This is a genomic window from Uliginosibacterium flavum (assembly GCF_040566545.1).
Lineage (GTDB): Bacteria > Pseudomonadota > Gammaproteobacteria > Burkholderiales > Rhodocyclaceae > Uliginosibacterium > Uliginosibacterium flavum.
Genome location: NZ_JBEWZI010000008.1, coordinates 185,960 through 201,172, shown reverse-complemented (window position 1 = coordinate 201,172; position 15,213 = coordinate 185,960). Strand labels below are relative to the sequence as shown.

Here is a 15,213-nt window from a genome sequence, read left to right as displayed (position 1 = left end):
GATTGCCCATGCGAAAGTAGGTCATCGTCAGACTACCTCAACCAAAACGCCCCAATCAGATCCCTGATTGGGGCGTTCTACTATGGGGCCGGATCATCGCATAAGCCTAGCGCTTACTCTTCTGGAAAGCGCAGGGTTTTTGGTGGCGAGATGATGAAGCGTGCAGGATCCATGGATGCGACCAGATCGCGCTCCAGTGGCAGCGGTTCGTGGCACATTTGTGCTGCAAGCAGTTCGCCACACAGACTGGACCAGACCAGTCCGCGCGCGCCGAAGCCTGTAATGACCCACAGCCCGTCCTGACGCGGCAGGGTGTCGAGGTTGTAGCCATCCCCCTGGAGTACTGCAGGTAGCTGGCCGACCATGGGCAGTCGGTCCAGCGCAATCGCACGCAGCCCGACGCGGCCGGTGAGTTCGTCGGCGGCCTGGTTGTTGCTGAAGCCGGGTAGCATGTGTTCGATCTTGGCGAGGTTTTCGGTGTGCTCGGCTTCACGCAGGCTCAGATCGAAGTCATCCACGACGAAGCTGGCACCCAGTGCGGCGTGCCCGCCGATGCCCGGTGTGATATAGCCCTGACCGCAGACCACGACGCCCAGCGGGGCGAGTTGCGCCATCGGCAGGTGGCTGACCTGACCGCGCGCCGCGCGCAGGGGCAGCCACTCCGCATCGGCCAGACGACGTGCGTCGTAGGCATTGGCCAATACCAGTTGTGGCGCGCTGGCGATGATGCTTCCATCTGCGTCCAGTGCATGCCATAGCGCGCCTTCACGCCGCAGGCTGGCAACATTGATTCCGGTGCGCAGCGTCACGCGAGTAGTGGCCTGCGCCAGATTGGCGTTGCACAGACTGGCCGGCTGAATCCAGCCGCCTTGCGGAAACCACCAGCCACCAAAACTCGCGGTATGCCCGGCTTTGCGCGTGGCGGACGCTGCGTCAACCCAGCGCAGAAAGTCCTTGGGCCACTGCAGGGCGTCTGCGACCGCGCGCTGCTTGCCTTCCTGATCGGTGTTGCGCGCCAGATGCAGCACGCCGCAAGGCTCCCACAACACTTGGTGTTGCGCATTCGCCAGCATGGCCAGATGTTGCAGTCCGTAGAGGAAGCCGGCGCGCGTGATGCGCGACAGGTAATTGTCGTCGAGGCTGGGCAAGGGGCGGAAAGCGCCAGCCAGATTGCCCGAGGCGCCTTGCGCGGCATCCTCCTGTGCTTCCAGCAATTCCACGTGCATGCCGCGCGCGGCCAGTCGCTCGGCAATTGCCGTGCCGGCCAGTCCCGCGCCAATGACGATCACGCGCTTGTCTTTGATAGCTGTGCTGCGTGTACGCGGCCCACGGTAGGCTCCCTGCAGCATTTCGCGCTTGCCACGGAAGCCCTGAGCCAGTTCGACAGCGAAGCCCACCTGAGTCAGGCTTTCGCGCAGCGCGACCGCGACCGACCAGGTCGCTAGACGGGTGCTGCTGTCGGAGAGCGCAGCCAGTGCGCGACATATTTTGGGCGACCACATGTCCGGGTTCTTGGCCGGCGAAAAACCGTCCAGATAGATTGCATCGGCACGCGCCACAATCTGCGTCAGTGCGCTTTCGGCCTCACCAAACAGCAGGGTCAGGCTGACGCGGCCCTGATCCAGTTCCAGACGGTGGCAGCCCGGAACGAGCACAGGCCAGTGTGCGAGCAGTTCGGCGGAAAGCTCAGGCGCCACGCCCGAGGCGGCATGGGCCGTAGCCAGATCGGCGGCCGCAAACGGGTGTTTCTCGACCGAGATGAAGTGCAAATGAGCGCTGTGCGCCGGATCTGCTCGCCAGGCCGCCCAGGTCGCCAGAAAGTTGTGGCCCAGCCCGAAACCTGTCTCGACAATGACAAAAGAATCGCGACCCTGCCAGCGTTGCGGCAAGTCGTTGCCGTGCAGGAAAACGTGTTCCGCCTGCTCCAACGCGCCCGAGGCAGAGTGGTAGATGTCGCCGTAGGTCGCAGACCAGGGAATGCCTTCCGGCGAGAGTTCGAGATGGGCGGGCGTCAGAGCGATCACGGTGGCATGCGGCGGATAAATTATGGGCCGAGTTTAGCAGCAGTGGCGCGCGTGGCGGTTTTCAACACACGATTGGCCAGAAGCCGCGCCCGTGCTCGCGCTTCAGGCGCATGCCTCTGGAAGGCAGACCACACGCTCTTCTGCGAGCAATGCGCCAAGAAAAAGCCCCGCACGCGGCAGGGCTTGGTGATGCGATTCAGCGCGAAGCTCAGAACTTGAAATAAGCCTCGGCGTTCTTGTAGCAGATGCCTTCGATGATCTTCTGCAGTTGTGCCCAGTCCTGTGGGTATTCGCCGTTTTCGACCCAGCCGCCAATCATGTTGCACAGGATGCGGCGGAAGTATTCGTGGCGGGTGTAGGACAGGAAACTGCGCGAATCCGTCAGCATGCCGATGAAGGCGCCGAGGTTGCCCAGCTGCGACAGCGCGGTCAGCTGACGCGTCATGCCGTCCTTCTGATCGAGGAACCACCAGCCGGAGCCGAACTGCATCTTGCCGACGACCTTGCCGTCCTGGAAGTTGCCGATCATTGTCGCCAGCACTTCGTTGTGGATCGGGTTCAGGTTGTACAGGATGGTCTTGGGCAGCTGGTCGTCGCCGTCCAGGGTGTCGAGGAAGTGGGCGATCTTGGCCGAGATCAGATCGTCACCAATCGAATCGAAACCGGTGTCCGGGCCCAGATTGCGGAACTGGCGTGCGCTGTTGTTGCGCTGTGCGCCGATGTGCAATTGCATCGCCCAGCCGCGCTGCGCGTACTGGCGACCCAGGTGCAGCATGATGCCGGTCTTGTAGGCATCCGCTTCATCCTTGCTTACGGCCTCGTTGCTCATGGCCTTGGCGAGAATGCTCGACAGCGTAGCGTCAGACGCTTCGGTGAAGAAGGCCACGTCGATGGCGTGATCGGACACCTTGCAGCCATGCGCCGCGAAATAGTCCAGACGCAGATCCAGCGCCTTGAGCACGTCGCCGAAATTGTTGATCGCCACGCCCGATACTTCTGAAAGCTTGCGGATGTAATCCTGGAAGCCGGCGCGGTCGATGTTGAAAGCCTTGTCCGGGCGGAAGGTCGGCAGCACCTTCACTTCGAAACCATCGGCAGCAATCGCCTTGTGATGCGCCAGATCATCGACCGGATCATCCGTCGTACAGACCGCTTTTACGTTGGAGCGCACCATCAGACCGCGCGCCGACAGTTCCGGCTTGCCGATCAGGCTGTTGCAGTGTTCCCACAGCTCGCCCGTCGTCGCGCCCGACACCAGCGTCTTCGTGCCGAAATAACGTTGCAGCTCCAGATGGCTCCAGTGGAACAGCGGATTGCCCACGCCCATCGGCAGTACTTCACAGAACTTGCGGAACTTGGCTTCGTCCGGCTGGTTGCCGGTCATGAAATCTTCGGTCACGCCGGAAGAGCGCATGAAACGCCACTTGTAGTGGTCGCCGCCCAGCCAGATTTCCGTGATGTTGGCGAACTGCTTGTTGTTGGCGATCTGCTCGGGGATCAGGTGGCAGTGGTAATCGATGATCGGCTGCGGCGCGGCGAACTCGTGGTACAGCTTCTGCGCGGTCGCGGACTCAAGCAGAAAGTTCTCGTCCATGAAAGTCTTGGCCATGCGGGTGATCTCCTGAAATGCGTGAGGGCCTATGAAGGCCACAAGCGAAAAGAGTGATTATGTTGTCAGACCAATTGTGCCACAAACCCGGATTTACCCTAAGTTGTCTGACTAAGTTTTGTGTTTCGGTGTTTGCTGGCGTTTGTAATGACTGCCGAAGAGCCGCGTGCAGCTTGGGTCTTCGGCTTGGCTGTCTGGAGAATCCCGTCCTGCGCGGTTCTCAGGCGTAACTACGCCTCAAGCGTGAGCGAATACTCAGAACTCGCAGAAAAAACTCCACCATCTTTATACGCAATGAGAGCGGCCTCCAAGTCCTCAAGAATGCGAGCCCGGTCTTTTTTCAGGTCATCAGGAAGGTCCATCGAAAGCAATTTCTTTTTTGCCCAACAGGACTGCCCGACGCCTCCAGTCGTTTCGATCGTCTTCAGCGTCACAAACATCAAGACACCCTTCCAATAGAAATTCCAGAGGCTCACCCCGGTGTAGCCACCGTCGCTTGCCGTGTGATCGGATTCCGTCAAAACTTTGCGCAACCAAATATCCGCATCACGATCAATCGTCCAAGAGTCAGATGGGTACCAAGGGCTCATCTTTAGCCAGCTTGGTCGAGTGTTGAGATCCCTCAGGTTGAATCTTGCGAAATCTTCAGCAGAAATATATTCATTTGAAAAAGACATGGCACCTCGGCAAGTAACGGTTTGTATGGGTGGTATTGAAACTCTTCATTCGGCGCAATTCGCTGTGCTTCATTGACGCTCTACACAAGCATGCCTGTAGAGCATCACCCCGCTTCCCTTTACAACCAAGCTGCTCGGAGAGTCCCGTCCAGGGCGGCTCTCCGGCCAGGCCGTTTTCAAACTCCCGCGTAAGCCGAGAAACCGCCATCCACGGCGATGATCGAGCCGGTGACGAAGCCGGAGGCTTTGCTCTCGGCCAGCCACAGCAGGGCGCCGATCAGTTCGTTGGCTTCGCCGAAGCGGCGCATCGGGGTTTGGGCAATGACTTTCTGAGCGCGGGGCGTGAAGTTGCCGTCGTCCTGCACCAGCAGTTTCTGGTTCTGCTCGGTGATGAAGAAGCCGGGGGCGATGGCGTTCACGCGGATGCCGGATTGGCCCAGATGCACGGCCAGCCATTGGGTGAAGTTGCTCACCGCGGCCTTGGCGCCGCTGTAGGCGGCGACTTTGGTCAGCGGGCGAATCGCAGACATGGACGAGATGTTGATGATGCTGCAGCCGGTGCGCCCGAGCATCTGCTTGGCGAAGACCTGGCTGGGCAGGAGGGTGCCCATCAGGTTCAGATCGAACACGAATTTGAAGCCTTCCATGTCCAGATCGAAGAAGCTGCTGCCAGGGGCGTTGGTGTTCAGGTATTCCTGATCGCTGATGCCCTTGGGATGGTTGCCGCCGGCGCCGTTGATCAGGATGTCGCAGGGACCGAAGGTGCTGGCGATGTGCGCGGCGCAGGTTTCCAGCGCGGCGCGGTTGAGCACGTCGCAAGACATGCCCAAGGCGATGCCGCCGGTGTTTTCGATCTCGGCGGCCAGCGCTTCGGCCTTGAGCAGATCGCGGCCGATGATCACGACCTTGGCGCCGCAGGCGGCTAGCGCGCGGCACATGGCGGCGCCGAGCACGCCGGAGCCGCCGGTGACGACGGCGACTTTATTGTTCAGATCAATCGAGAAGGGCAGGGTGTTGTCGACGGTGCTCATGCGGCATCTTTCTGTTCAGAATTGGCGGGGACAAACTTGGTGATCGCTTCCCACAGGCCGTTCAGATACACGGCGCCGAGGGCGCGGTCGTAGAGGCCGTAGCCGGGCTTGCCGGTTTCGCCCCAGATCATGCGGCCGTGATCCGGGCGCACATAGCCTTCAAAGCCTACCTCATGATAGGCGCGCAGGATGCGGGCCATATCAAGCGAACCCGTACAGGACAGATGCGCCGATTCATGGAAGCTGCCATCCGGCTCGACCGCGACATTGCGCAGGTGGCCGAAGTGGATGCGACCCATGCCGCCGAATTCGCGCACCAGCGCCTCGATGTTGTTGCACAGATCGGCGCCCAGCGAGCCGGAACACAGTGTGATGCCGTTGGCGAGCGAATCCACGATCTTCACCAGACGTGCCAGATCGTCGCGATTCTTGACGATGCGCGGCAGGCCGAAGATCGGGCGCGGCGGATCATCCGGGTGCATCGCCATTTTCACGTTGGCTTCCTCGGCGACCGGGATGATGGCCTTGAGGAAATATTCCAGATTCGCCCACAACTGCTCTTCGCCCACGGCGGCGTATTCGTCGAGGAGTGCGCGCAGCTGATCTGCCTGATAGCTGCTGTCCCAGCCGGGCAGGGAAATGCCCTTGGACAGGTCGAGTTTCTCGATGGCGGCGGCGTCAAAGGACAGGGTCGTGGAGCCGTCTGGCAACTCCATCGCCAGCTCGGTGCGGGTCCAGTCGAAGACCGGCATGAAGTTGTAGCAAATCACCTTGATGCCAGCGGCCGCGCAGTTGCGGATGTTCTGCTGGTAATTGGCGATCAGGCGGTCGCGCGAGGGTTTGCCGAGTTTGATGTCCTCATGCACCGGCACGCTTTCGACCACTTCGAATTTCAGCCCGGCACTTTCGATGCGCGCCTTGAGCTTTTGCAGGCTCTCCAGCGGCCAGACTTCGCCGACCGGCACATCGTAAATGGCCGAGACGATGCCATCGATCCCGGGGATCTGGCGGATGTATTCAAGCTTCACCGGATCGTTTTCGCCATACCAGCGGAAGGTCATCTTCATTGCGCAACTCCATTGGGTGATCTAACTTGTATGGTAGTATAGCAGTGAGTTTTTCGAGGTCAATACGCAGATGAAAGTCATTCCACAAAGAGCCGCTTCCATCGGCGCTCAGGTGCATCAGCAACTGCGCGACGCCATCGTGCGTGCCGAACTCACACCCGGTACGGCGCTGTCCGAGGCCGAAATCGCGGCGCGATATTTGGTGAGCCGTCAGCCCGTGCGCGAGGCCTTCATCCGTCTGGCTCAGGAAGATCTGGTCGAGATCCGCCCGCAGCGCGGCACCTTCGTCAAACGCATCGTGATGGATGATGTGCTGGACGCGCGCTTCGTGCGCGAGGCCATCGAAGTCGCGGTGGCGCGCGAGGCCGCCGGCAAGGCCGATGCGGCGGCGATTGCGCGCCTGCAGGCGACGCTGGCCACGCAGGCTGTGGCAACAAGCAATGCCGAATTTCTAGCCGCCGATGAGGCGATGCATCGCGAGATTGCCGTGATTGCCGGACGCGAATCGGCCTGGCGCGTGGTTGATCAGATCAAGGCGCAGATGGATCGTGTGCGCTATCTGAGTTACATCGATGTCAGCCCGGCGCAGCGCCTGATCGCCCAGCACAGCGAGATCGTCGAGGCGATTGCCGCCCACGACGCGAATGCGGCTGAGGCGGCCGTGCGCGCGCACATGGCCGAGATCCTGCAGCAACTGCCGGAACTGGCGCGACGCTATCCGGAGATGTTCGAGGGCAGCTGAATCTGCTCGAAGGGCCTGCTGCACAGCCGCGCCCAGCGGCCGTTCGTATCCATGCTGCCCGTATGGCCAATCCTGTCCTGCCTGAACGGGCAGGGTGCTCGCAGAGCAAGGCTGCGTGCTGCTCTTCGGCCTGCCAGAGTTTTGCGTAAATCCGTTTGTGCCTTTAATCCCATGCCGTATGTCGCCTGACTGCGGCAGTCCCTTCAGTGTTTCTGGGCCTCCATATACTTTGTGGCGGCTGGATCCATCGAAAGCAGGCTCACCAAGGGAGAAGGAATCATGCACAACACGTTTCTGGAAGAGATTGGCAGGCTGGGCGGGACGGAAGTTTTTGACGCGCAGGCGGCGGCGAGGGATTTCGGCGCCGACACGGGCGCTTCGCAGATCGGTTTTGGCGGCGCGATCCGCGTGCTGGATGCGGCGGCGATCCGTCTCATTGTGCTGGCGGCGAACCGCCATCGGCAGGCGCTGTGGCCGGTCAGTGGCGGGCGCAATTTCGGCTATGGCACCGCGCGCCCAGCGGTTGAAGGCACGATCCTGCTGGATCTGTCGGCGCTGCGCGCAGTGACAATCAACGTGGAAAATGCCACGGCGGAGATCCAGCCCGGCGTGACCCAGGCCGATCTGGAACAGGCGATTGCCGCCAGCGGCGCGGATCTGCTGGTGCCCACCACAGGCGTCGGCCCGAATGGCAATTTGCTGGGCAATGCGCTGGATGGCGGTTACGGCCTGACGCCGGTGGCTGATCACTTTTCTGCGTTGGCGGCGTTGGACGGATTCTGGGGCGATGGCAGTCCGTTCCGCCATGTCTATGCCGACATGGATTGCGCCGACATGGCCGAGCGCTGGTCTTGCGGCACCGGCCCGGCCTGGGGCGGCTTGCTGCGTCAGGGCAATCTCGGCATCGTGACGCGGGCCACGCTGCAGCTGGCGCGCGTGCCGGAGGCGGTGCGCATTCTGGTGCTGGAATGGCCCAGCTCGGCGGCATTTCAGGCCGATCAGGCGGCGCTGTCTCGGTTGGTGGAAGAGATTCCCGGCATCGGCGGGGTGATTGCGATGAATGACTATCGCATTCTGTCGACACAGGCGGATGCGCCGCTGGCCAGCGAGGCGCGTGGCGAGGCGCGCATGGCTTATCTCGATGGCCAGGCGCAGCAGCGCCGCATTGCGCGCTGGACGGCGATTGCTACGCTGTACGGCTCGCGGGCGATGGTGGCCGGCGCGGCGCGCGATATCCGGCGGCGCCTCGACGGCTGCCGCGTGTGGTCTTTTACGCCGCGTGAGGTGCGCTGGCTGGACAAGCTGTTCGGTGTGCTGCCGCAGGGTTTTCTGCCGCATATCCGACGCCATCTCGGTTCGCTGGTGAATGCGCTGGGCACGGTGCAGGGGCGGCCTATCGTGGCCTTTCTGCGCATTGCCTATGCGCTGGAAGCCTTGCCGCGCGAACTTGGCCTCGCCAGCGATCCGGCGCGCGATGGCAGCGGCATCCTCTGGTACGCGCCGCTGGTGCCACTGAATGCAGCCAGCGTGGCACGTTATGAAACGGTGATGAGCGAGGTGCTGCAGCGCCACGGTTTCGATCCGTTGCTGGCTCTGACCACGCGCAGCTCGCGCGTGCTCTCGGCAACCATTCCGATCCTCTTCCGGCGCGATGACGCGATCGCCGCCGTGCGCGCCAAGGCCTGCTACGTGGATCTGGTCAAGGCCGGGCTGGCGCAGGGCTGGCCGCCGTACCGGATCGGCTCCGACACCATGCATCTGGTGCATCCGCCCGTCGATAGTGTGACGGCACAGTTGCACACCCGTCTCAAGCTGGCGCTGGATCCGGTGCAGGTCATCAGCCCGGGGCGTTATACCCGGCATCAGGATGCGGATGCCGCTTTGCGCGCCCTGCAACTGGATGGTGTGACGGCAAGCCGGTCGGCGCAGCGCCAGGCGGTGTTTGCGCCTGTTGATTCGGAGTTTCCGCCGCTTGATCAGACGCCGGATGTGGATGGGCGGCTGAATTGAGGGGTGAAGCCTTATTCGAAACCACGTGTCCGTAGTGCCGACTTCAGTCGGCCAGCCTGGCGTGGTGTGCGACTAAGGTCGCACCTGCAAGGGGGTTGTAGAGCCGCTCTGGGTAAGGGTCTGCAGGCAGGTTGCCGGGACAGGCCCGCTGCGTGCGGCTCTTCAGCATCCCAATCCCACCAAAATCGTGGAATAGGTGTTCTTAATAAAAACAGTAACTTACGTTTATGTTTCTTGAGAGGCTATGGTCGAAAAAAAGCCCGGTCGGGGGACCGGGCGTAAATAGTAACGCGCGTAGATCGATAGCCAGAGGCTGCCAGACCGGGCCGGGAGGACGACGACCGGTTTGACGAACTTCTGCATGGATCAAGCGAAACCCTGGAAACCCACGTGGCAGCGTGTTGCAGCACGCGCCGGGCAACACCGGGGCTTGGCTTGATCGAGAAGTCGCCTCAGGCTACCGAGCTGATCAGAGCAGTGAGTTTTGGTCGGTCGGCCTCCTTTCCTTGTGTGCGCAGTTCGCCGGAGCGGGATTGCTCCAGGGCTTGTATGTCGCCGCTGATCTGGCCGCCGGCCTCGACCAGCAGGCTGCCGTAGCGGATCGTGCCTTTGACGCGACCGGTGGCGTGGATGATCAGTTGCTGGCGGGCGGTGAGGTCGCCCTCGAATTGGCCGTGAATTTCGGCCACGTCAATGCTGACCTTGCCGGAGAAGGCGCCCTTGTCGGCGATGCGCAGCACGCGGCTGTCCATCGTGGCTTCGACGCGGCCTTCGACGATCAGCGTGTCGCAATCCAGAATTTCGGCGCCCTTCAGCTTGACGTTCGGGCCGACGACAAGGCGGCTGGGGGATTCGGTTTCGGGAACGGCAACAGGGGCGGGTGAGGTCAAATTTTTCTCCGGGGTGGGAAGGGTTTGGCTGGCCAGTTGCTGGGCTGCTTCGGTGGAATTCAGATTGGCCGCGTCCCGCAGCCTGGCGTCGTTGCGTGGCGAAAGCGCCGGGTAAGCGCCGGGCGTGTGGGTCACGCGCGGCTGGCGATCCGGGGCGGGTTCGGGCATGCGGGCAGTCAGGGCTTTGTGGAACATGGCATCTCCTTCGGTGTTGAGTGGATTCTCGAAGCGTCTTCAGCGGGGCGCTGGAGAAGGCGGGGAGAGGGGCGCAGCATTCAGCGTGCTGCGCCGTCTGATCCATTCATTGCAGGGCGCGTGCCAGATCCGGAAAAGCCAATCGAAACAGTGGCTTGATGTGCTTTCAGGCAGGCGGGCGGCGTGCCTGACTGTCGCTGTCTGGCGACAGGGTTTCGGGCGTGAAGGAGGGATTGCAGGCTGGGGTTGGGCTGGGGGCTGTCGTGGAGGAGCGACAGAGGGAATGGCGCGAGTCGCAAGTCGCAAGTCGCAAGTCGTGGCCCGAACATTCCCTCCCTCTTTAAGGGGGCTGAGACGGGAGTTCGCAAGGCAAGCCTTGCGCCGTCGAAGCGGGTCGAGTGTGCAAACTCGACCCTCCGGGCAAGGAGGGGTAAAAACGCTCAATTGAGGACAGGCCTTGTTGAACGTGACAACCCCCATCCCAGCCTTCCCCCTGAAAAGGGGAAGGAGCCGTTTGGGCTCGGTTTCAAGGGCTACGGGCTTGGAGCCTTGAAGACCCGCGTCCAGACTGCTTCTCGCGGTGCTCTGCCTGAAGAGGACCGCTGCACGAGGCTCTTCGGGGAGCCGATTCCTTAGATCGTTCCCACGCGGAGCGTGGGAACGATCAAATCCGCGCTTGGGCTTTGGGCGCAAGGCGGTCATGCTCATCCCGACTTGCGACTTGCGACTTGCGACTTGCGACTTGCGACTTGCGACTTGCGACTTTGCGGACCGCCTACTCCGCCGACTCCTTGAACGCGCCGGCTTCCAGGTGGTAGCGGGCGAGCAGGCGGTAGAACTCGGTGCGGTTGCGTTTGGCCAGACGCGCGGCTTGGGTCACGTTGCCTTCGGTCAGGCGCAGCAGGCGGATCAGATAATCGCGCTCGAAGCGGTGGCGGGCTTCTTCGAAGGATTCGATGGCGTCGCCGTCGCCCTGCAAGGCGCGCTGGACCAGTGCAGCGGGGATCACCGGGGTGGTGGCCAGGGCGACGGTCTGTTCCACCACGTTCAGCAGCTGGCGGATGTTGCCGGGCCAGGGCGCGGCCAGCAGCAGCTCCATGGCTTCGGGCGAGAAGGCGTTGACCGGGCGCTCGTAGCGTTTGGCCAGACGCAGCAGGAAATGTTGCGCCAGCAGCGGGATGTCCTCGCGACGCTCGGCCAGCGAGGGCAGGGCCAAGGCGACAACGTTGAGGCGGTAGTAGAGATCGTCCCGAAAGCGCCCTTCGCTGCGCGCCATGTTCAGATCGCGGTGCGTGGCGGAGAGCAGGCGCACGTCAATCGGAATGCTGCGGGTCGCGCCGACCGGGCGCACTTCGCGCTCTTCGAGCACGCGCAGCAGCTTGACCTGCAGCGGCGTGGGCATGTCGCCGATTTCATCGAGAAACAGGGTGCCGCCCTTGGCCGCCTGGAAGAGGCCGTCGTGGTCGCGATGAGCACCGGTGAAGGCGCCTTTGACGTGGCCGAAGAGTTCGGATTCGAGCAGCTGTTCCGGAATCGCGCCGCAGTTGATCGCCACGAAGGGCTTGGCGGCGCGTGGGCTGGCCTTGTGGATGGCGCGCGCCAGCAACTCCTTGCCGGCGCCGCTGGGGCCGCTGATGAAGACGCTGACTTCGCTGGCGGCAAGAAGCTGGGCTTGCTGCAGAAAGTCTTCCATCGCGGCGCTGCGCGTGAGGATTTCGCTGCGCCAGGCGGCTGGTGCCTGCGCGGCGCTGGCCCCGCCGGAGCTGCCGATGGCGCGGTGGATCTGGGCGATCAGCTCGCTCGCGTCGTAAGGTTTGGTCAGGTAGCCGGCCACGCCGCGCTGGGTGGCGGCGATGGCTTCGGGGATGTTGCCGTGGGCGGTGAGCAGGATCACCGGCAGCGACAGGTGCTGCTCGCGCACCGCGTCGAACAGCGCCAGCCCGTCCATGCCGGGCATGCGCAGATCGGTGACGACGATGTCCGGGCGTTGCGCGGCGAGCGCCGCCAGCGCGGTTTCGCCGCTGTTCGCGCTGCGCGTCTCGAAACCGCTGGCCTTGAGGCGGATGGAGAGCAGGCGCAGCAGGTCCGGGTCGTCATCGACGAGGAGGACGCGGGGCTGGGCGGCGGGCTGTATGGCGGTCTGGATCATTTGGTGTTCGGGCGTTCCTGCATTTTTACTTCGATCTCGCGGATCGCGTCGAGTTTCTGGCGCATGGCGTCGTTGCTTTGCTGTAGTTCGCGTTGTTTCTGCAAACTGGCGGCGAGGCTATCGTCGAGGCGGCGGTTGTCTTGCAGCAAGGGGAGCAAGAGCTGCGCCAGTGGATGATTGCGCCCGCGCCCGCTGGCCTCACTGGCGGGCACGTCGAACAGGCTCAGGGCGCGCGCCCGGTCTGCGTGCGGCGGCGGCGCGATGCTCAGAAACAAGGCCAGACGCAGGCGGTTTTCCTCCCTGCGGTGCGCCGCGTAGGCTTTCTGCAGGCTGTCGGATTCGCTGCCAAGCTCTGTCGGGCTTAATGCACGAATGCGGCTGGCTTGCTGAAGGATGTCGGGCTGGTTGTCGACGCCGGGCTGCAGCAGACCGACGCGGGCCAGATGGGTGCTGCTGCAGGCGCTGGTGAGCAAGCCGAGGCTGGCGATCAGCAGGAGGTGGCGCAGTTTCATGAGGATGACTCCGTAAGGGGCAGGCGGATGCGGGCACGGGTGCCGTGAGGGGAATTCGGGAGCAGGGCGATTTCGCCACCGTGGGCGCTGACCAGTTCGCGCACAATCGACAGGCCGAGGCCGCTGCCTTTGACCGGACTGTCTTCGGGCGCGGGGCCCTGGACAAAGGCTTCGAGCATGGCTGGGGCCTGATCGGCGGGGATGCCGGGGCCGCTATCGCAGACTTCGATGCTGGCCCAGCCGCCTTCGGCGTGCGCGGCGATGTGCACGCGGCTGTGAGTCGGGGCGTATTTGAGGGCGTTGGAGAGCAGGTTGTCGAGGATGACACGCAGTTTCTCGCGATCCGCGGGCAGACTCAGATTGGCGCAGTCGTGTGTGATGTCGATGCCGCGCGCGTTGGCTGCGAGCTTCTGGTCGGCAATAACCTGTTCGACGACGCCACCGAGTTCGACGGTTTCACGGCGCAGATCGGCTGGCGCAAAGCGCAGACTGCTGTAATCGAGCAGATTCTCGATCAGTTTGCGCAGGCGCTGGCAGTTGCTGGCGAGGATCTGGGCGACCTCGAATTGCTCTGAGTTGAGCGGGCCGGTGACTTTGTCCAGCAGCAGGGCAGTGCCTTCGTGCAGCGCCGTGAGTGGGGTCTTGAGCTCGTGCGAAACGTGCTGAAGCAGACGTGTTTTTTGCGCATCCAGGGCTTGCAGCCGGGTGCGCAGCCAGTCCAGGCGCTGGCCCAGCAGGGCCATGTCACGCGGGCCGCTGACCTTGATCGGATCATCGAAACTGCCTTCGCCAAGACGGCGCATGGCCGCTTCCAACTGACGGAAAGGGCGGCGAATCAAGGCCGTGATGCCCAGCGCGAACAGCAGGCTGATCGGGATCAGCACCCACAGGCGCTGCAGTAACTGGCGGCGTGCGGCGGAGGCTTCGACCTGGAGTGCTTCGATATCCGCTTCGATCCGCGCATCGGCCAGACCGACAAGGCCTGCTGCCGATGCATTCATGGCGTTGAAAGCGGCGACCAGTGCCGGGCTTTGCGTCTGCTTCAGATCGGCTTGTTGCAGTCGCAGCCAGATGGCCTCTTCACCCGCGCGCAAGGCCTCCAGTTCGGCGCTGATGTTCAGGATGTCGGCATGCTGCGCGAGGCGTTCGCCGGTGTCGATGAAACGGGTGCGGCGGCTGGCATAGGCGGCGAGCCCCGGCGGATCGTTGAGGACCAGCTGCTGGCGCGCGAGGCGTTCGAGCGCGTTCAGATGCTCACTCAGGGCGCGGCTGTCGCGGGTAATGGCAGTGGCGCGGGTGATCGCGATTTCGCTGCGCCGACTCAGCTGATCCAGTGAAAAATACGCACCGAGCAGGGCCAGCACGGGTGGCAGGGCCACCAGCACGAAGCCTGCGAGCAGGAGTTTGGGAAGGGAGAGCGGGTAAGGCAGGCGCATGGAATGCGGGGGGTGAGAATAAGGCCTCTTTGTAGCAGCCTCGCCGGACTGGACGTTCGACAGGGCGACGGATGGCTGTCGTCTCTACGCGAGCGTGGCGCCCGGCGTACAGCCGTAGAGTACGGCAAAGAAATGGCAGACTGTGCCGGTGAGCACGAACAGGTGCCAGATGAAATGCCCGTAGCGCAGCCGGCCATCCAGTGCGTAGAAGGCCACACCACCTGTGTAGGCCAGACCGCCGGCTATGAGCCAGACAGCGCCGGCGGTGGAAATGTTCCGGAACAGCGGTACGGCCGCAATGATGATCAGCCAGCCCATCAGCAAGTAGATGCCGTTGGAGAGCCAGGGATTGTTCAGCCGGTTGCTGAACATCAGGAACAGGCCGAGCGCGGCCAGCCCCCAGACCAGACCGAAAATCGTCCAGCCCCAGGCGCCTGCCAGTACGCTGAAGGTGAAGGGCGTATAGGTGCCGGCGATCAGCAGGAAGATCGCCGCATGATCAAATTGGCGGAAAATCTGTTTGAGGCGGCCTTGCGGCATCGAGTGGTAGAGCGTGGAGCTCAGATACATCAGCACCATCGTGCTGGCGTAGATGCAGGCGGCGACGATGTTGCTCACGCTGCCGTGGCGGGCGGTAACGACGACCAGAATCGGAAAGGCTGTCAGGGCAGCGACCAGCCCCGCCGCGTGGCTGGCGACGTTGGCGATTTCCTCTCCTCGGGTCTGGGGGCGTTTGTGTTTCATGCCAGGGCTTTCTGTCGCAGGATTCCGGATTTAGGTACGCTTACGTATGGCCGCCCACTGTAGCGGGAATCGGTGGCAAGGTGTGCGCCAGGAACATATTGTCTGCATGGCAGGATTTATAGCGTAG

General features: G+C 62.8%; 12 protein-coding genes. 2 read left to right on the top strand and 10 right to left on the bottom strand.

Annotated features, from left to right (window positions below):
- Window positions 1–113 precede the first annotated feature (113 nt).
- From mnmC to uxuA, 5 genes are all read right to left on the bottom strand, one after another.
- Entirely contained in the window at window positions 114–2,024 is a 1,911-nt protein-coding gene (gene mnmC, locus ABXR19_RS09680; protein ID WP_354600920.1) for a bifunctional tRNA (5-methylaminomethyl-2-thiouridine)(34)-methyltransferase MnmC2/FAD-dependent 5-carboxymethylaminomethyl-2-thiouridine(34) oxidoreductase MnmC1, read from the bottom strand.
- Window positions 2,025–2,232: 208 nt separating this feature from the next.
- On the bottom strand, window positions 2,233–3,633 hold the full coding sequence (gene uxaC, locus ABXR19_RS09675) for a glucuronate isomerase (protein ID WP_354600919.1): 1,401 nt from the start codon (window positions 3,631–3,633) through the stop codon (window positions 2,233–2,235).
- A gap of 230 nt (window positions 3,634–3,863) precedes the next feature.
- On the bottom strand, window positions 3,864–4,310 hold the full coding sequence (locus ABXR19_RS09670) for a hypothetical protein (protein WP_354600918.1): 447 nt from the start codon (window positions 4,308–4,310) through the stop codon (window positions 3,864–3,866).
- A gap of 176 nt (window positions 4,311–4,486) precedes the next feature.
- Window positions 4,487–5,341 carry an SDR family oxidoreductase gene (locus tag ABXR19_RS09665; protein WP_354600917.1) on the bottom strand — a complete coding sequence of 285 codons (855 nt, stop codon included), beginning with the start codon at window positions 5,339–5,341 and terminating at the stop codon, window positions 4,487–4,489.
- Window positions 5,338–6,408, bottom strand: coding sequence for a mannonate dehydratase (gene uxuA / locus ABXR19_RS09660; protein WP_354600916.1), 1,071 nt, complete (start codon window positions 6,406–6,408; stop codon window positions 5,338–5,340). Before uxuA ends, ABXR19_RS09665 begins: the two co-directional genes overlap by 4 nt.
- Window positions 6,409–6,478: 70 nt before the next feature.
- Here uxuA and ABXR19_RS09655 point away from each other — a divergent pair, with 70 nt between their 5' ends.
- Window positions 6,479–7,150: a GntR family transcriptional regulator gene (locus ABXR19_RS09655; protein WP_354600915.1), complete on the top strand. Its 672-nt coding sequence runs from the start codon at window positions 6,479–6,481 to the stop codon at window positions 7,148–7,150.
- Window positions 7,151–7,429: 279 nt separating this feature from the next.
- Window positions 7,430–9,160 carry an FAD-binding oxidoreductase gene (locus tag ABXR19_RS09650; protein ID WP_354600914.1) on the top strand — a complete coding sequence of 577 codons (1,731 nt, stop codon included), beginning with the start codon at window positions 7,430–7,432 and terminating at the stop codon, window positions 9,158–9,160.
- Window positions 9,161–9,612: 452 nt separating this feature from the next.
- Here ABXR19_RS09650 and ABXR19_RS09645 read toward each other — a convergent pair whose 3' ends face one another.
- The 5 genes from ABXR19_RS09645 to trhA all read right to left on the bottom strand — a co-directional run bounded on the left by ABXR19_RS09645 (window position 9,613) and on the right by trhA (window position 15,086).
- Complete coding sequence (locus tag ABXR19_RS09645) at window positions 9,613–10,245, bottom strand: bactofilin family protein (protein WP_354600913.1); 633 nt, start codon at window positions 10,243–10,245, stop codon at window positions 9,613–9,615.
- A 775-nt stretch (window positions 10,246–11,020) separates the two neighbouring features.
- A complete protein-coding gene (locus ABXR19_RS09640; RefSeq protein ID WP_354600912.1) occupies window positions 11,021–12,394 on the bottom strand; it encodes a sigma 54-interacting transcriptional regulator in 1,374 nt (457 codons plus the stop codon).
- A complete protein-coding gene (locus ABXR19_RS09635; RefSeq protein ID WP_354600911.1) occupies window positions 12,391–12,906 on the bottom strand; it encodes a hypothetical protein in 516 nt (171 codons plus the stop codon). Before ABXR19_RS09635 ends, ABXR19_RS09640 begins: the two co-directional genes overlap by 4 nt.
- Window positions 12,903–14,342, bottom strand: a complete 1,440-nt coding sequence (locus tag ABXR19_RS09630) for a HAMP domain-containing sensor histidine kinase (protein ID WP_354600910.1) — start codon at window positions 14,340–14,342, stop codon at window positions 12,903–12,905. The genes ABXR19_RS09635 and ABXR19_RS09630 overlap by 4 nt, the downstream gene beginning before the upstream one ends.
- A gap of 84 nt (window positions 14,343–14,426) precedes the next feature.
- A complete protein-coding gene (gene trhA, locus ABXR19_RS09625) occupies window positions 14,427–15,086 on the bottom strand; it encodes a PAQR family membrane homeostasis protein TrhA (RefSeq protein ID WP_354600909.1) in 660 nt (219 codons plus the stop codon).
- Window positions 15,087–15,213: the final 127 nt, after the last annotated feature.